This is a genomic window from Ruegeria sp. AN11, from assembly GCF_056536005.1.
In genome coordinates this window covers 517,744-533,608 of record NZ_JBQFJD010000002.1, presented here as the reverse complement: position 1 = coordinate 533,608, position 15,865 = coordinate 517,744, and the positions used below count along the sequence as shown (strand labels likewise).

14 protein-coding genes are annotated in these 15,865 nt (G+C 57.2%); 6 read left to right on the top strand and 8 right to left on the bottom strand.

Features of this window, described 5'->3' with window-relative positions:
- Nucleotides 1-99: 99 nt before the first annotated feature.
- Both argE and ACR3EQ_RS22285 read left to right on the top strand, forming a co-directional pair.
- Nucleotides 100-1,248, top strand: coding sequence for an acetylornithine deacetylase (gene argE, locus ACR3EQ_RS22290; protein WP_480492152.1), 1,149 nt, complete (start codon nt 100-102; stop codon nt 1,246-1,248).
- An 8-nt stretch (nt 1,249-1,256) separates the two neighbouring features.
- Nucleotides 1,257-1,517, top strand: coding sequence for a CBU_0592 family membrane protein (locus ACR3EQ_RS22285; protein WP_170611560.1), 261 nt, complete (start codon nt 1,257-1,259; stop codon nt 1,515-1,517).
- A gap of 17 nt (nt 1,518-1,534) precedes the next feature.
- On the opposite strand, the gene ACR3EQ_RS22280 is transcribed toward ACR3EQ_RS22285, so the two are convergent.
- From ACR3EQ_RS22280 to ACR3EQ_RS22250, 7 genes are all read right to left on the bottom strand, one after another.
- Nucleotides 1,535-1,897 carry a cupin domain-containing protein gene (locus ACR3EQ_RS22280; protein ID WP_170611558.1) on the bottom strand — a complete coding sequence of 121 codons (363 nt, stop codon included), beginning with the start codon at nt 1,895-1,897 and terminating at the stop codon, nt 1,535-1,537.
- A gap of 14 nt (nt 1,898-1,911) precedes the next feature.
- The gene (locus ACR3EQ_RS22275; protein ID WP_170611556.1) at nt 1,912-2,157 is read right to left on the bottom strand and encodes a hypothetical protein; all 246 of its coding nucleotides are present in this window, start codon (nt 2,155-2,157) and stop codon (nt 1,912-1,914) included.
- A gap of 178 nt (nt 2,158-2,335) precedes the next feature.
- Nucleotides 2,336-3,373, bottom strand: coding sequence for an extracellular solute-binding protein (locus tag ACR3EQ_RS22270; protein WP_170611554.1), 1,038 nt, complete (start codon nt 3,371-3,373; stop codon nt 2,336-2,338).
- A 19-nt stretch (nt 3,374-3,392) separates the two neighbouring features.
- A complete protein-coding gene (locus ACR3EQ_RS22265) occupies nt 3,393-4,202 on the bottom strand; it encodes an ABC transporter permease (RefSeq protein WP_170611552.1) in 810 nt (269 codons plus the stop codon).
- A gap of 3 nt (nt 4,203-4,205) precedes the next feature.
- The gene (locus ACR3EQ_RS22260; protein WP_170611550.1) at nt 4,206-5,135 is read right to left on the bottom strand and encodes an ABC transporter permease; all 930 of its coding nucleotides are present in this window, start codon (nt 5,133-5,135) and stop codon (nt 4,206-4,208) included.
- Nucleotides 5,135-6,226, bottom strand: a complete 1,092-nt coding sequence (locus ACR3EQ_RS22255; RefSeq protein ID WP_170611548.1) for an ABC transporter ATP-binding protein — start codon at nt 6,224-6,226, stop codon at nt 5,135-5,137. Before ACR3EQ_RS22255 ends, ACR3EQ_RS22260 begins: the two co-directional genes overlap by 1 nt.
- 714 nt (nt 6,227-6,940) lie before the next feature.
- Nucleotides 6,941-7,624, bottom strand: a complete 684-nt coding sequence (locus ACR3EQ_RS22250) for a DnaA N-terminal domain-containing protein (RefSeq protein WP_170611547.1) — start codon at nt 7,622-7,624, stop codon at nt 6,941-6,943.
- Nucleotides 7,625-8,086: 462 nt separating this feature from the next.
- Between ACR3EQ_RS22250 and ACR3EQ_RS22245 the strand changes: the two genes are divergently transcribed.
- Complete coding sequence (locus ACR3EQ_RS22245) at nt 8,087-9,394, top strand: AAA family ATPase (RefSeq protein WP_170611545.1); 1,308 nt, start codon at nt 8,087-8,089, stop codon at nt 9,392-9,394.
- Nucleotides 9,391-10,497 (top strand): ParB/RepB/Spo0J family partition protein, encoded by a 1,107-nt coding sequence (locus ACR3EQ_RS22240; RefSeq protein WP_480492149.1) that lies wholly within the window; start codon nt 9,391-9,393, stop codon nt 10,495-10,497. Before ACR3EQ_RS22245 ends, ACR3EQ_RS22240 begins: the two co-directional genes overlap by 4 nt.
- A gap of 66 nt (nt 10,498-10,563) precedes the next feature.
- On the opposite strand, the gene ACR3EQ_RS22235 is transcribed toward ACR3EQ_RS22240, so the two are convergent.
- Complete coding sequence (locus tag ACR3EQ_RS22235) at nt 10,564-11,619, bottom strand: tyrosine-type recombinase/integrase (protein ID WP_170611541.1); 1,056 nt, start codon at nt 11,617-11,619, stop codon at nt 10,564-10,566.
- Between the two features lie 479 nt (nt 11,620-12,098).
- On the opposite strand from ACR3EQ_RS22235, the gene ACR3EQ_RS22230 reads away from it, so the two are divergent.
- Both ACR3EQ_RS22230 and ACR3EQ_RS22225 read left to right on the top strand, forming a co-directional pair.
- A complete protein-coding gene (locus ACR3EQ_RS22230) occupies nt 12,099-13,067 on the top strand; it encodes a carbon-nitrogen hydrolase family protein (protein ID WP_170611539.1) in 969 nt (322 codons plus the stop codon).
- A gap of 50 nt (nt 13,068-13,117) precedes the next feature.
- On the top strand, nt 13,118-15,862 hold the full coding sequence (locus ACR3EQ_RS22225) for an aminotransferase class I/II-fold pyridoxal phosphate-dependent enzyme (RefSeq protein ID WP_480492146.1): 2,745 nt from the start codon (nt 13,118-13,120) through the stop codon (nt 15,860-15,862).
- Nucleotides 15,863-15,865 lie beyond the last annotated feature (3 nt).

Below are 15,865 nucleotides of genomic sequence, written 5' to 3'. Positions count from 1 at the left end.
CTAACCTCTGGTTCGCCAATCCCGGATTTATGTTTTTTGCAGGTCGTATAGGCTGTGCACAACACGGGTATTTTCATCCAAATCACAGGCACAAAGGGTATGACGTCTTCGCTGGAAATTCTGGAAAAGCTGGTCGGCTTCGATACGGTCAGCAAGAACTCGAACCTTGAGCTGGCCAGCTATGTCGAAGCGTTTCTTGAGGCGCGCGGTTTTGCTGTTCACCGCATCACCGACCCCGGCGGCGAGAAAACCGGGCTTTATGCCGAAAAGGGACCGGACGGAGATGGCGTTTTGCTGTCCGCGCACACGGATGTCGTTCCGGTCGAAGGGCAAAGCTGGACCAGGGATCCCTTCCGGCTGACCCGCGAAGGTGACCGGCTTTACGGGCGCGGCACAACGGACATGAAGGGTTATGTGGCCTCGGTCATGGCTTTGGCCGACCGCACGGGCACTTCGAACCTGCGCGAGCCGCTCAGGATTGCATTGTCCTATGACGAAGAAGTCGGCTGCGTTGGCATTCAGCACATGCTGGACCGGCTGGCGCCGATGCTGGGTCAGCCCCGCGCCTGCTTTGTGGGCGAGCCCACCGAGATGCAGGTCGCTGTCGGACACAAGGGCAAAGCCGCATTGCGGGCCGTGTGCCACGGGCAAAGCGGACATTCGGCGTTGGCGCCGAAATTCGTCAACGCGCTGCACCTGGCGACTGATTTCGTGAATGAGTTGCGCGCCCTGCAAAAAACCTATGCCGCAAGTGGAAACATCGACCCGGAATATTCCGTTCCCTACACAACCTTTCACGTCGGAATGATGTCCGGCGGCAAGGCTTTGAACATCGTGGCGGACCGCGCCGAGCTGACCTTTGAATACCGGCATCTGGCATCGGACCGCGGCAAAGATATCCTCGACCAGATACAGGATGCGGCCCACAGAGTTGGTGCGGCGTATCAGAACCCATGCCCCGAGGCGCGCGTCGAGGTCGAACAATATAACGCCTATCCCGGTCTGGACGTGCCCGACACGGATGCCGTCATCGGCTATGCCCTGAAGCTGTCGCAAAGCAACGCTACCACCAAGGTCGCGTTTGGCACCGAGGCCGGGTTTTTCAGCGAGTTGGGCATTCCCACCGTCGTTTGCGGGCCGGGATCAATGGAAAGGCAAGGACACAAGCCGGACGAATATCTGGACCTCGGGCAACTCAGCGCCTGTGACGCGATGATGGACCGTATCCTGGCCGATATCAGCCACTGAGACCGGATATGGAATTGCTGCAGGACCTCACTCTTGTTGACGGAATCGGCCTGTTGGGGTCGGCAATTATCGTGTGCGTCTACTATCTGGCGACATGCAATGTCCTTCCCGCAAACAAGATACCATTCAATGCCTGGAACATTCTGGGCGGATCACTGGTCATGATTTCCCTGATCCATCGGCCAAATCCGGGCGCAATCGTGATCGAGGTCATGTTCATTTTCATCGCCGTTCTGGCGGTCTTGCGAAACTTGCGCGGCGCACGGTAACCCGCGCCGCGCGCCTATCATTCCGCAATCATGTAAAACTTGCGCAATGTCTGCGTGATTTCCCACGTACAGGGCGTGCCTTTGGGTACAAAAAAGGTGTCTCCGGCCCCAAAAACCTGCGCCACCCCGTCCGATCCGGTCAGCGTGACCGAACCCGAGATCACGGTCATCATCTCATCCACCGGATAAGCCTCGATATCCTCGCGACAGGGCGCGCATTCCCATACCCCTACCGAAATCTTCTCATCCCGGCTTTCGAAAAAGCTGCTTATGGTCTCGGTCTTGTCCGAGGTGGTGAAATCACCGTCAGCCACTAGGGAAGACGGGACAAAGCCGAATTCGGGGTGGCCATCGGCCAGCAAGCGGATAGGTTTGGTCATGCTTTCCTCCTTTTTTAACGCAGTGGCATCGGCAGAAATTTCGGCACCGGCCTCTCGCTGCTATCCAGGTCCCGCGCCCAGCGGTGCCCGGCATGGACGGCTGCCGCAAAGACCGACGGGGCCTCGCAATCGCCGATCCGGCTGACGGATTTGACGCCTGCGTCCTCCCACTCGTCCCCGCACACAATCAGGTTCTGATAGACCTGATCTTCGGGTTTTTTTGACGTCAGCACAACAGCCGTGCCCAACGGCAGCGCCAAACCTGCACCACCATGGATGCAGCGTTGCGCACACTCAAAAAGCGCCTATCGCAAGCTGGACATCATCACCGAGCGTGCGCTTTTCCTGCTGCTGCTCAAACTCGTCGCAGTACCGATAGAGTAAAAGACCGGGCGGCCTGGCCGCCCGGTAAATTGGTGCTTATTGCACGGGGAGAGTTTACTTCTTCAGATTTGTCCAGATCTGGTCATAGACGGCCTGAACTTCCTGCGAACAAACCTCGATAAAGACACCGGGGCCGACCTTGTCGTGCGGGTTCTTTTCCGGTTGCGTCGCAAGCGCGGGGTCCAGGAACTCTTCGACGCCTGCGACCCCCGCGTTATAGCGAGCAAAGTTGGTGACAGCGGCGATGTTTTCCGGCTCCAGCAGGAAATCCATGAATTTCAGCGCGTTGTCACGGTTGGGGGCATCTTTCAGCAGAACGACATTGTCCATCCAGGCGATATAGCCCTGTGTCGGGTAGGCATATTCGACATTTGCGCCTTCCTCGCGCGCCTTGGCCGAGAACCCGTCATAGATCTGGCCGACCGCCGCATCGCCCGAGACCAGAACCTCTTTGGCGGTGTCCGAGTTGAAGGATGACCAGTGCTGCTTGGCCTCTTGCAGCATGGCGTTCAGCGCCTTGAGCTGTTCGCGGTCGGTGGAACACTGCGGGATGCCCATATGCAGCGCCGCCATGGCCATGACCTCACCCTGGCTGTCCAGCATGTTGATCCGCCCCTGCAACTCGGCCGGCGGGTTGAACAGAATGTCGGTGGTCTGGATGTCGCCGGAATAGACGTCGCGGTTCACGGCAAAGCTGGTCGAGCCCCACTGATACGGGATCGAGTGTTTGCGGCCGGGGTCAAAGCTGGGATCGGCCCATTCGGGTTCGATATTGCCCTTGTTCTTAAGTTCGCCGTCTTCGATCGTGTCCAGCATGCCCTCGCCTGCCATGATCGACACCATGTAGTCGCCCGGCACCGAAACATCATAAGTTCCGATCCCGCCAGCCTTGAGCGAGGCGAGCATCGCCTCGTTTGAATCGTAGGTGTCCATGGTCACCTCGACGCCGGTTTCCTCGGAGAATTTGTCGATCAGCTCCTGCGGGATGTATTCGAACCAGTGATAGACAACCAGTTCGCCTTCGGCTGCTGCTGCATTTGCGCCCAAAGTCATGGCCAGCGCGGCGACGCCGCTTTTCATCATATGTTTCATTGTGTTCTCCCTCTGTTGGTTATTTCGTGTTGTCAGTTTTGCTGACGAAGTAGCTTATCGTGACCATGATGACGGACACGGCCAGCAGCATGGTCGAAATCGCCATGATATTGGGTTTGAGACCCTGTTTGACCGAACCGAAGATCGCCGTCGGCAGGGTTTCGACACCCGCGCCTTTGACAAAGTTGGTGATGATGAAGTCATCCAGGCTGACGATGAAAGCCAGCAGGAAGCCCGAGATGATACCGGGCATCATCAGCGGCAGCAGAATCTTGGTAAATGCCTGCCGCTTGGTGGCATAAAGGTCCTGCGCGGCCTGTTCATAGCTGTCCTCGATCCCCTGCATCCGGGCCGAGATCGGCAAATAGGCAAAGGGAATGCAGAACGCGATATGAGCCAGCAGGATGGTCATGATGCCGCGTTCAAATCCGATCGAATTGAAAAAGATCAGGGTTGCAACGGCCGTCACGATCTCGGGCACCATCAGTGGCAGGCTGATCAGGCCGAATGACAGGGTGCGCAGCTTGAACCTGCCGCCCCGGACCATTCCGGTCGCCGCCAGTGTCGCAATTGACGTCGACACTGTGGCTGCAACGATGGCGATGATAAAACTGTTCTTGGCGGCCTGCTTGAACTTATCGCTTTCCGGTCCGGTGAACACGTCCGCATACCAGCGCAGCGACAGACCTTCCCAGTTTGTCAGTGATTGCGAGGCATTGAAGCTGTAGATCGTCACGACCAGCAGCGGCGCATACAGAACGATCAGACACAACAGGGTGATACCTTTGAAGCCGCGATAGGACTTGATGTCGAATTGCTTGCTTGCCATCGGTCAGCCCTCCGCTTTCTCGGCTTTGGCCTGTTGCCGTGCAAACAGCATCAGCAGGATCAGAACCATGGTCAGCAGGATCATCGACGCAGCCGCGCCAAACGGCCAGTTACCGGCATTGCCCTTGAACTGTTCCTCGATCAGCGAGCCGATCATAAAGTTCTTGGCGCCGCCCAGCAGGTCGGGGGCAAGGAAGGAACCCATTGAGGGAACGAACACAAGGATGCATCCGGCGATCACGCCGGGCTTCACCGCCGGAAGGAGAATGCGCCGCAAAGTCGTCCACTTGGTTGCATACAGATCCGCTGCCGCCTCGCTCAGCGCGAAGTTGTAGCGTTCCACCGCCGCGTAGATCGGCAGCACCATGAAGGGCAGATAGGAATAGAACAGGCCCAGTTGCACCGCGAAGTTGGTATTGACGATATGCAGGGGGCTGTCGATCAAACCGATGCTGATCAAAAAATCATTCAGCGGACCCTGGTCGCGCAGCAGGAATTTCATCGACACGGTCCGGATCAGCAGGTTCACCCAGTACGGGATCGTGATCAGGAACACCCAGACGGGCCGCATGTTTTCGGGCCGGGTGGCAATGAAATAGGCCGTCGGAAAGCCGATCACCAGGCTAAGCACCGTCGCCGCGCCCGCCTGCCAGATCGAACGCCAGAAGATGGTGAGGTAGGTCCATTCGATCTTGGGCGGTTCATCCCCGAACAGACCACGGTCAAAGAAGAACTGATCATAAGCGGCCAGCGAAAACTCCCAGATCACGCCGCCGCGGAACTCTTTCGTCAGGAACGAGTAGACCAGCATCATGAACACCGGTGCCAGGACCAAAATGCTCAGCGTCACCCATGCAGGCAACAGCAGCCAAGTGCGGGCCTCCTTATAGGTGTCGGTCGTTGCGCTGCCGCCGCTTGCTGCACCGGCGGCCATCAGTCCACCAGGAGGCGCGCGGCCCCCAGCTCCATGTTGACGAACATCTCGGTGCCCGGCTCGAAGATGCGCTTGTTGCCGCGATCAGAGTTCGACGTGCGCACCACGAAATCGGGTCCGTCCTGCAGATCCACGATCGTGGTGATGTCGGTGCCGACAAATATGTTGTCCTTCACGCGCCCCTTGAGGCTTTCGCTTTCGACCGGTTTGTCGGACATGTACAGACGCTCGGGTCGGATCGACATGTGAACCTTTGACCCCACCCCGACACCTTCGACCTGATCACAGGTCAGTTCGTGCCCGCCGCCCAGATGACAGATCGCGCGACCGTCCCGGAGCCCGTCGACGGATACTTCCAGCAGGTTCGTCTCGCCGATGAAATCGGCAACAAACATGTTGCGCGGTCGCTCATAGATATCCGTCGGCGCGCCCAGTTGCTGCATTTCACCTGCTGACATCACCGCAATGCGATCGGACATGGTCAGCGCCTCTTCCTGATCGTGCGTCACGAAGATAAAGGTAATCCCGGTTTCCCGCTGCAGGTGCTTCAGTTCAAGCTGCATGGCCTTGCGCAGTTTAAGGTCCAGGGCGGATAGCGGCTCGTCCAGCAACAGCACTTTGGGCTGTGGCGCCAATGCACGCGCCAACGCGACCCGCTGTTGCTGGCCGCCCGAAAGCTGGCTTGGTTTGCGCGCCGAAAACTGGCTGAGCTGCACCAGTTCCAGCATTTCACCGGCTTTCGTGCGCGCCTGAGACTTCGACGCACCGCGCATCTCAAGCCCAAAAGCCACGTTGTCCAGAATGGTCATATGCGGAAACAGCGCATAGTTCTGGAACACCGTATTCACCGGGCGCTTGTTCGGTGGCAGGTTTTCAATCTCATCGCCATACAGGAAAATGGCGCCTTCGGTCACGTCCTCGAACCCGGCAATCATCCGCAGCAAAGTGGTCTTGCCGCAGCCCGACGGCCCCAGCAGCGTAAAGAACTCATTGTCCATGATCGACAGTGAGATCCTTTTCAGCGCCGTAAAGTCGCCGTAGCGCTTGACCGCATCCCGCACGTCAATCGCGACATTTCCACTGTCAGACACATCCGCCTCCCTAAGCACCGCGAAATTTGGCACAGGTATATACGGAGCGGCGGAACCTCTGAAGAATTGAGTTCCTCACCAAACATTAGGCTAAACCTAATCATTTATTGTTTCCTGATGCGACGCAGGCATTTACCAATGGAATGCCTGGTCGTTGCCCCGTGGTTCGCGTGGCCCCTCACCTGCCAGAAATGCACCTTGGATTGCCGCTTGGTTTTGTACAGCCGAGGGCGGAAGACCCTCGTCGCGTGTGGGGCAGACGAATTGCGACACAGCGTTCCACAAGACACCAGCTAAATGGCCAAGACCGTTTTTCTTACGAGTGCAAGGAACCGTTGACCACCGGGCACGCGGCCATCGCCTTGAAGACAACGCCCGACATTTTCTTCGCGTAGTATCGTGACGGAAGCCGGCCATTTGGATCAACTGTATAAAGTAGAAAAGCCCGGCGTGATTTGGCCATCTTGGACCATGTTGGCTGAGACGGGCCACGTACTACGGAACTTCCAGGTCTTTCCGGAAACATGCGTTACAGCTTCAGTCAGATACTGATACGCAAAAATCAGGCATTTTGCGCACCACCCATATTTGATTACATCTCCTCAAATGCTCAGCATCGCAACCGCGATGTTCAGAAAACCTTCGTTTGGCGCAATCAGAGGCGACGCCGGTGACCCGTATGGTTATCAGCTGGTCTTGCCTGCCCTCGCTGACTTATTCCGCAGCGTCGATCCGCAGGGTTCGGACAGAAGGGTCCACACGCGCATACGCGGCCAAAACGCGGGTTGTCCATTTTTGCGAAATGTAATCCGCCATGAAACGGCTAGGCGCAATCAGGGTGGCCACCCCCCCTGCCCTGCCAGCCTCGACCAGATGCTGGAACCAACTGGACCAAAGCTCTGGGTCGCGTTCATACAGAAACGCCTGGACCGACCGCCAGACGTCATCGTCGCCTGTTTCCGGAGCCGGAGGTTTGGATTTGAACGGTATGATGTTGGTTTCTTCGGCCGGGGCCTGCCCCATCCTGTCCTGAAAATCCCTGCCAATAGTGGGCCAGATCTCTTCGGTGTCGATCATGATCTGCTTCAGATCCAGTTCATAGACCGCAACCCGCCCCCGTGCTGCCGGTCGCTTGACTGAAATCCACCCCCTGCCGCGCAGCTTGGCCATCTCGCGTTTGACGGTCCGTTCATCCACGGACCACAGGCGCGCAATTTCCTCGCGCCCGATTGACAGTTCGTTGTTGCGCCAGTTGTAGCGGGTGGTGATCAGAACCATTATGCGAAGAATGCTGCGCTGGCGATGCTTGTCGCCAGACAGCGCGTGGACAGACAGCGCCGATAGAATGTCATATTTCAGGGCCGAGGCATTGCGCCCGACCGGTTTTGCAACCTGCATTTGTCCCTCACCGCTCTATCTGCCTCACGCGGTTGCTTACCGCCTCGCGCTTTTCCAACGCTTTTCGTGATGATGTCCCAATTAGCGTCCAGCGCATCGATTCTGTCAAGAGCTGTCTTGTTTTGGGCGGTTGGGGATTTATTTCCGGCAATCAAAAAAGAAAAGAAATTGGTGAAGTATTGGTGATAGGGGACACCCTGTCTGTCCCCTTATTTGGGTATTTTGTCCCCCTAAATGCTGTATATTCGAACTTATTGACCCCCTAATTCTGGAGCGTTCGCCCTAGCGAGCGCCTTTCCTCGTCAGCGTCGCGAATCGAATCGGCCCACGTGCCGATGGCCCTTGTTTTCTTACCCGTGGGTAAGATTGTCATCCCATCATAATTTCTTTTGCCAAAGCTGCAAATCAAGCGTAAATATGAAAACCACAAAATTTAACGTCCTAAGAAACGAGACCCGAGGCATGTACACGCACGAAGACCTGAATGCATTGCGTAATCAGTCGCTCAAATTGCAGGGCTGGATTCGCCAGCAGACCTTTAGCCCTGAGATGGAGAAGACCCTCCGCCGGTTCTCAAGCTGGGAAGTGTCGGAGCTGATCTTTAAGGTCAACCAATCCACATTTCGGGGCAAGCTGGCCTCGGACCCGACCCTGCCCAGTGGTGAGGTGGAGCCAGATGGCCGGCAGAGATGGTTCAGCCTGGAAGAAGTCAACGAGCTGCGTCGACGGTTGAAGGTGAACCGCAAGACCCTGATGCCGCCCCGCCCGGCCGGCAAGCGTGCCATCCGTGCCGCTGTAGCCAACTTCAAAGGTGGCGCGGGCAAGTCTACGGTGGCGTTGCATCTGGCCCATGCCGCGGCACTGGATGGCTACCGGGTGTTGGTGGTGGATTTCGACCCGCAGGCGACACTGAGCCATTCGATGGGCCTGACGGATGTTGCCGAAGACTTTACGGTCTGGGGCATTATGGCGCGTGATCTTATCCGCGAGACCCAACGGATGAACAACCGCCCCGCCGCCGCCGAATCCGGGACCGCCCTGCCCCGCCGCGAGTTGCCGCCATCGATTACGGACATGGGGCTCGGAGATCTGCGGATCGGTGACTTTATCAAGCAGACGTCCTGGTCCAGCATCGACGCCATCCCGTCCTGCGCCAACGCCGCTTTTGTCGAGTTTGCCTCGGCTCAGTACCGGCACTTGAATCCGGAATGGTCGTTCTTTGCGGCAGTATCGCGTTATCTGGACCAGATCCCCGATGACTCTTACGACCTGATCCTGTTCGACTGCCCGCCTGCCATTGGCTACCAGTCGATGAACGCAGTGTTTGCGGCGGACATGCTGTATGTCCCATCCGGCCCGGGTTACTGGGAATACGACTCCACGACCTCGTTCATTGGCCAGCTTGCTGAAGCTCTGGAGGACCTCGCTTATGGGTTCGACAAAACATTACCCACGGGTAAGATCGGGCTTCCCAAGACCTTCTGTGAGTTGCGCTTTCTGCTGACGCGATATGAGCCCGGCAACGCCCTGCACCACGCCATGTTCGACGCATTTCGAAAGGTGTTCGGGGAACACGTGGCCGAGCACCCGGTCGAGATGACCCGCGCGGTTGAACAATCCGGTCGTTTCCTCAGTTCGGTCTACGAGATGGATTACCGAGAGATGACCCGGGAAACCTGGCGCCGCGCACGATCGACCTTTGACAACGTATATGAAGAGTTTCGGGGCGTCATGCTGTCGGCCTGGGATAAGCTGGAGGATGACGCATGACCCGCAAACGCAGAATGTTCGACATTGATATGCCTGCCATGGAAGACATACCCGTGGGTAAGGTTCCGGACCAAGTTCTGGAGAAGCGGCGGGGTCCGATGGCCGCAGCAATCTCGGAGAATGCTGGTGCTCTGCGCGATCAGCAGTCAACCGAGGATGCCATTCGCGCGGAAAATGACAGGCTTGCGCATGAACTGGTGAGCCTGCGGGCCGAAGGACTGGTGACGGAACGTGTAGCCCTGTCAGACGTCGTTACAGAAAAACTGACGCGCGATCGCAAACCCGGTTCGGATCCGGAATTGGAGGAGTTGAAAGCGTCGATCAGGGAAATCGGTCTTTCCAACCCGATCCGGCTGGAGCGTCGCGCAGACGGGCGATTTGACCTGATTCAGGGGATGCGCCGCCTTTCCGCTTATCGTTTGTTGCTGGAAGAAACCGGCGATTCCATCTACGCAAAAATTCCGGCCGGCATTTCGGACGCCGCTGATCTGGACAGCAGCTATCGGCGTATGGTGGATGAAAACCTGATCCGAAAGGACATCTCCTTTGCGGAAATGGGTGCGTTGGCCCGGGCCTACGCAGAGGATCCGGCCAATGACTGTGCGGATGTGGACAAGGCGGTTTCGATTCTTTTCAAATCAGCAAGCTACACAAAGCGAAGTTATATTCGGGCATTCGCGAGCCTGCTGACCAGGCTGGACAAGGTTCTGAATCACCCAAATGAAATCCCGCGAAATGTGGGGGTCGAACTGAAGCGCAAGCTTGATTCTGACCCGGGTTTGATCCGCGCAGTCAGCACTGCGTTGATGAGCGAACCCGACAGGGACAACGCACGAGAGGTTGCGATTCTCCGGTCTTTTTTGGGACAGGCCTCGGAAGCTGTTGCCAGGCCGAAACCGAACAGTCCCGGAAAGCCGCGCCGGGCGAAGACGACGTTTCAGGTGTCTGGCCGCGCTGGGATTGCGAAGTGTTCGGCCTCGAGTGGACGGTTGGAGATCAGGCACGATCTGGACTTTACGCGTGTTGATCGTGCTAGGCTGGAGGCCGCCATTGCAACGATGATTGAATACCTGCGAGAGGAGGATGATCTTACCCACGGGTAAGAATCTCCAGAAATCATGTGAAGCATCCGTGGGGTGTTGGACTAAAATCCAACACCCTTTTTCGTGTTAGCCCAAAAGGTCCGTAGCGGGATTTTCTGCGATATCGACGTCGTCGTAGTACTTCTGCGCCTGCGCGACCGAGCGGTGCAGGGACAGTCGCATGGCTGCCTGAATCGGGGCGCCGTCCAATGCGGCCTGGGTCAGAAAGCCCGAACGAAGACCGTGGGCAGAGGCAAAGTCTTCGGGCAGGCCGGCCAGCTTCAATCGATGTTTGACGATCTGCGCTACCGCGTCGGGGGAAAGGCGGCGGTTCAGCACCCGATCAGCTTTCGAGATCGGGCGGAAGAGGGGGCCGTCGTTGATCTGCCCAACTTCGATCCAATGCACTAAAGCCTGCGCTGCTCGGCCTTTCAGCACCAGTCTGGGGGTTTCTCCCTTCTGGGTGGTCTTGGTTTCCAGCAGGGACAGCCAGATGACGCCACTCTTGGCGAACTCCTTCAGGGAAACATCCTCGCGCATCAACGCCGTGATTTCCGAGCGGCGGCGCCCGCCGCTGGCCCAGCCCAGCATCAGGATCGCCCGGTCGCGGCAATCGCGACGACTGCCACGGCAGGTCGCCAACAGTTGCTCGAGCACATCGCGGGTGATGGGGTGGGCGGATTTTGGGGCAGGGGGGCGGGCTGCTGCGCGGCGTGCCTTGGCCCGCGCTTGCTTCACCTGCGGCGCCTCAAACGGGCTGGGAAGGTTCTTCATCCGGTGGAAGGCCAGCCAGGAGGCGATACGCCGGTCCAGCGTTGAGGGGGCCGGGCAGGCCAGTGACTTGCGCAACCCTTGTGCAATCAGCGCTTCTGCCGTCTGGCGGGCGACATCCGTTTCCGGCGCGTCGTTCAGATCCCGGGCATGATCGAGGATGAAGGCGAGGGCGGCTTCTTCATTCTCGGGCCAGTTGAGGATCGAGGCCATCCGAGCGGCCTTCCAGGCCGTGATGTAGACCAGGTCACGCTCGTACGCTCGTAATGTGTTTTCCGGCGTGCCGCGGACATAGAGATCGGTCAGCGCGTCCTGATCTGCTGAGGACAGTGCAGGAGAAGAGGCTGGGAGATATGGGGCAGGGGTACTCATAGCGCGTATTCTGCGTCAATTCAGTTCGCTTTTCAATTGACTCGATAAGAGATACTTATCGGTTATAAAAGGTCATTTAGAGTCACGCTCGAAGTAGTGAGCAAAATTTGAAAATTTCGCACATATGGTGAGAAGATGGAAATCGGATCAAGAAGTATTCAAAAGCCGATGTATTGGAGCGAGACGACTATTTTGCCAATCGGGTGATACGACATGAATGACCGGAAAATTGTCGATCATCGCGCTGCCATTCCGACCGGGGCAGGGCGGGCAGATTGGCGACAAGCCCTAGCATGGACGCAAGACACGAACAGACTGGCACCTTGCCAATTCCCTAAATCACTCATCGGCTAAGTTCACGAGTGCCAGCGATCAAACAGTTTACGATAGAAATCTGGGGTGCTCAAAAAAACAGGCTGGTAACGGGGTTCACCTGAAAATAAGGTGATCAGACAGCTTACTCGGGAGAGATGCCCAATATGACTCCATTTGCGGTCGCCGGCGTTCAGATGCACGTCGCAGCGCTTCATTCGAACGTAGAGGCGATGCGCCATCGTATTGAAATTCTGATGGCCCGGTTTCCATGGACTCAGATGGTTCTGTTTTCCGAACTTGCGCCCTATGGGCCACTGGACCGTTTCGCGCAGCCCTTCCCGAATGACGCTATATTGCAGTTTCAGGAGGATGCGCGCCGCTTCGGAATTTGGCTGATCCCCGGGTCGATGTTCGAAAAGACCGAAGATGGGCGTATTCTGAACACGTCTGTCGTCATCAATCCCGACGGCGAAATTGTCGCCAAGTATTCGAAGATGTTTCCCTTCCGCCCGTATGAGGCCGGGATTTCGGCCGGGACTGATTTCTGTGTTTTTGATGTTCCGAATGTCGGGCGCTTCGGCCTTTCCATCTGCTATGACATTTGGTTTCCGGAAACGACGCGGCAACTGACCAGTCAGGGCGTCGAAGTTCTGCTTCACCCGGTCCTGACCGGGACCACTGACCGCGAAGCGGAACTTGCCATTGCAAGGGCGACGGCGGCGCAGTTTCAGTGTTACGTCATTGACGTGAATGGCCTGGGGGCCGGTGGTGTCGGTCGTTCGCTGGTGGTCGACCCATCAGCAACAGTGTTGCATCAGTCCGCCGGACAGGAAGACATGTTCCCGATCGAAATCGATCTGGACCAGGTACGGCGTCAACGGGAAACCGGTCTCAAGGGACTTGGGCAAGTTCTCAAGAGCTTCCGGGATCGCGACGCGGATTTCACGGTTTATGATCGCACAAGCGGTGCCGATGCTTACCTGAACACGCTCGGGCCGCTGGAAATTCCCCGGCAGGGATCGGATCGCGGTTTGCTGGCATCCGACCCCAGAACTTCGATTGAAGAAGCGGAAAGAGATTTGCTGACGCCGCCTAACCTTTCTGTCTTACACGGAAAGACAGGTTCGGATTAATCGGATCAGGAGGCGGCACTGATCCGGACGCGACAGAAAGGAGGCAGGTATTGAACTTGCACTCGCAGAAGAAGAAGTTGCCGTCCCTACGAGATTATTACAGCGCCACGCAACTTCGGGCTGATCGATGGAGCGCCTTACGAGAGGCCGCTGAAGGCCTCGCCCTTCATGGCCGGGAAAAACGCCAAAGCCAGAAGCTGATGTCGACGGCGGAGCATCTGTTTGATGTTCTGGAACCGATCGAGCTTTACTGGGCGTTCCCCGGAATCCACGCGTTCGAGCATCTGCGGCGTCTTCTGCAAAATGGCAATGTTCAGGATCTGTCGATCTGCGTTCGTCGTATTGCGCGGGCGCTGACGTCGGGCGCTTACCGGCGGCGGTCGATTCCGCTGTCTTCCGATGAAATAGACAATGAAGATTATGAAGACGAAGCCTCGCTTGCGCCAGAAGCCCGTGCATTGGGGCGGCCCTATTTTGAGGTGCTGATCGTCGACGATGTCACTGAACATCAGGAAAGGTTCCTGCGGCAAAACCTGCTGCGCATGCGTCGGCTGGAAGATTCCTTCATTTATGAACCGGTCATTGTTCCGTCGCTGGAGGACGCCCTGATCGGGGTTCTGTTCAACTACAACGTTCAGGCCGTGGTGATCCGGCCGGGCTTGTCGCTCAAGTCGAAGATCGATCTTCCGATCCTGAATCAGTACCTGACGCGTGTCAGCGAGGACGAGGATGTTGACGGCCTCGACCCGCATGAATACGGACCGGAAGCCTGTCGGCTTATTGAAAAAATCCGACCCGAACTGGACGCGTATCTTGTCACAGACCGTTCTGCCGAAGATATTGCCGGGCTGGACCTGGGCCGCTGCCGACGGGTCTTTTACAATCAGGAGGATTTTCAGGAACTGCACCTCAACATCCTTCGCGGCGTCGATCGCAGATTCAAAACCCCTTTTTTCTCGGCCCTCAAGGAATACTCGAAACAGCCAACGGGTGTTTTCCACGCCATGCCGATCAGCCGTGGAAAATCGATCAGCCGTTCGCACTGGATTCAGGACATGGGGGCATTCTACGGGTCGAACATCTTTCTGGCTGAAACATCCGCGACCTCGGGCGGGTTGGACAGCCTGCTGGAACCGCGCGGCCCGATCAAGGAAGCGCAGGACATGGCCGCCCGCGCTTTTGGGGCGAAACACACGTTCTTTGCCACTAACGGCACTTCGACGTGCAACAAGATCGTTGTTCAGTCGGTCGTTCGACCAGGTGATATCGTTCTGGTCGACCGGGATTGCCACAAATCGCACCACTACGGCATGGTTCTCGCCGGGGCGAGCGTCGTTTATATGGACAGCTATCCGCTGCACGAGCATTCGATGTACGGTGCCGTGCCGCTGAAAGAGATCAAGCACACCTTGTTGAAGCTGAAAGATGCCGGAAAGCTGGATCGCGTCCGGATGGTGCTGTTGACCAACTGCACCTTCGACGGGGTTGTCTACAATGTTCAGCGTGTCATGGAAGAGTGTCTGGCCATCAAGAAGGACTTGATCTTTCTGTGGGACGAAGCCTGGTTCGGTTTTGCGCGGTTTGACCCGACCTACCGCCAGCGTACCGCCATGGGGGTGGCCAACGTGTTGCGGCAAACGCTGCGCACGCCGGAAGCGGCCAGCGCCTGGGCGGCCCAGCAGGAAAAGCTTGAGGGTGCGAGCCATGAAAAGCTGCTCGGGACCCGGCTGGTTCCGCCACCCGATGCCCGCGTCCGCGTCTATGCCACGCAATCGACCCACAAGACCCTGACGTCATTGCGGCAGGGGTCGATGATTCACGTCAACGATCAGGATTTCAAAGGCGAGGTGGAGCAGGCTTTCCACGAGGCCTACATGACCCACACCTCGACTTCACCGAACTACCAGATCATCGCTTCCCTGGACGTGGGGCGCCGACAGGTCGAACTGGAAGGGTTCGAATTTGTGCAAAAGCAGATCGAGACAGCCATGTCGATCCGGCGCGCCATCTCGGACCATCCGGTTTTGCAGAAGTATTTCAAGGTGGTGACTGCCGGAGAAATGATCCCGGAAGAATACCGGGAAAGCGGCGTGCAGGCCTATTACGATCCCGATCACGGCTGGGTCGATAAATGGACGATGTGGAGTCAGGACGAATTTGTACTGGACCCGACGCGCATTACGCTGGCCGTGGGTGGAACAGGCTGGGACGGCGACACGTTCAAGACCAAGATCCTGATGGACAAATATGGCATCCAGATCAACAAGACGTCGCGGAACACCGTGCTGTTCATGACCAATATCGGGACAACCCGATCCTCGGTCGCCTACCTGATCGAAGTGCTGGTCGAAATTGCCAATGACCTGGACGAGCTTTTGGACGATGCCTCGAAAATGGAACGCAGGTCATTTGAAAACCGGGTCCAGGCTTTGGTTGAAGACGTGCCGCCGTTGCCGGATTTCAGCCGGTTCCACGATGCCTTCAGGGATGGATCAGATACGCCCGAAGGAGATATCCGGACCGCGTTTTTCCTCGCTTATGACGAGGACAACTGCGACTATATTCCGACCGATGACAAGCTGATGGCGCGGCTTGAAGCGGGTGAGGAGCTTGTCTCGTCCAGCTTCATTATTCCCTATCCGCCAGGCTTCCCGATTCTGGTGCCCGGTCAGGTCATCAGTCCGGAAATCCTGTCATTCATGCGGGCGCTGGACGTCAGTGAAATTCATGGTTTCCGCGAAGACCTGGGTCTGCGCGTGTTTACCCAAGAGGCCTTGGAGTCCGTCAAAAAATAATAT

What these genes read in the sequence shown, in the direction of transcription:
- argE (WP_480492152.1), top strand. Translation starts at nt 100, where the DNA reads ATGACGTCTTCGCTGGAAATTCTGGAAAAGCTGGTCGGCTTCGATACG.
- ACR3EQ_RS22285 (WP_170611560.1), top strand. Translation starts at nt 1,257, where the DNA reads ATGGAATTGCTGCAGGACCTCACTCTTGTTGACGGAATCGGCCTGTTG.
- ACR3EQ_RS22280 (WP_170611558.1), bottom strand. Translation starts at nt 1,897, where the DNA reads ATGACCAAACCTATCCGCTTGCTGGCCGATGGCCACCCCGAATTCGGC.
- ACR3EQ_RS22270 (WP_170611554.1), bottom strand. Translation starts at nt 3,373, where the DNA reads ATGAAACATATGATGAAAAGCGGCGTCGCCGCGCTGGCCATGACTTTG.
- ACR3EQ_RS22265 (WP_170611552.1), bottom strand. Translation starts at nt 4,202, where the DNA reads ATGGCAAGCAAGCAATTCGACATCAAGTCCTATCGCGGCTTCAAAGGT.
- ACR3EQ_RS22260 (WP_170611550.1), bottom strand. Translation starts at nt 5,135, where the DNA reads ATGGCCGCCGGTGCAGCAAGCGGCGGCAGCGCAACGACCGACACCTAT.
- ACR3EQ_RS22250 (WP_170611547.1), bottom strand. Translation starts at nt 7,624, where the DNA reads ATGCAGGTTGCAAAACCGGTCGGGCGCAATGCCTCGGCCCTGAAATAT.
- ACR3EQ_RS22245 (WP_170611545.1), top strand. Translation starts at nt 8,087, where the DNA reads ATGTACACGCACGAAGACCTGAATGCATTGCGTAATCAGTCGCTCAAA.
- ACR3EQ_RS22240 (WP_480492149.1), top strand. Translation starts at nt 9,391, where the DNA reads ATGACCCGCAAACGCAGAATGTTCGACATTGATATGCCTGCCATGGAA.
- ACR3EQ_RS22235 (WP_170611541.1), bottom strand. Translation starts at nt 11,619, where the DNA reads ATGAGTACCCCTGCCCCATATCTCCCAGCCTCTTCTCCTGCACTGTCC.
- ACR3EQ_RS22230 (WP_170611539.1), top strand. Translation starts at nt 12,099, where the DNA reads ATGACTCCATTTGCGGTCGCCGGCGTTCAGATGCACGTCGCAGCGCTT.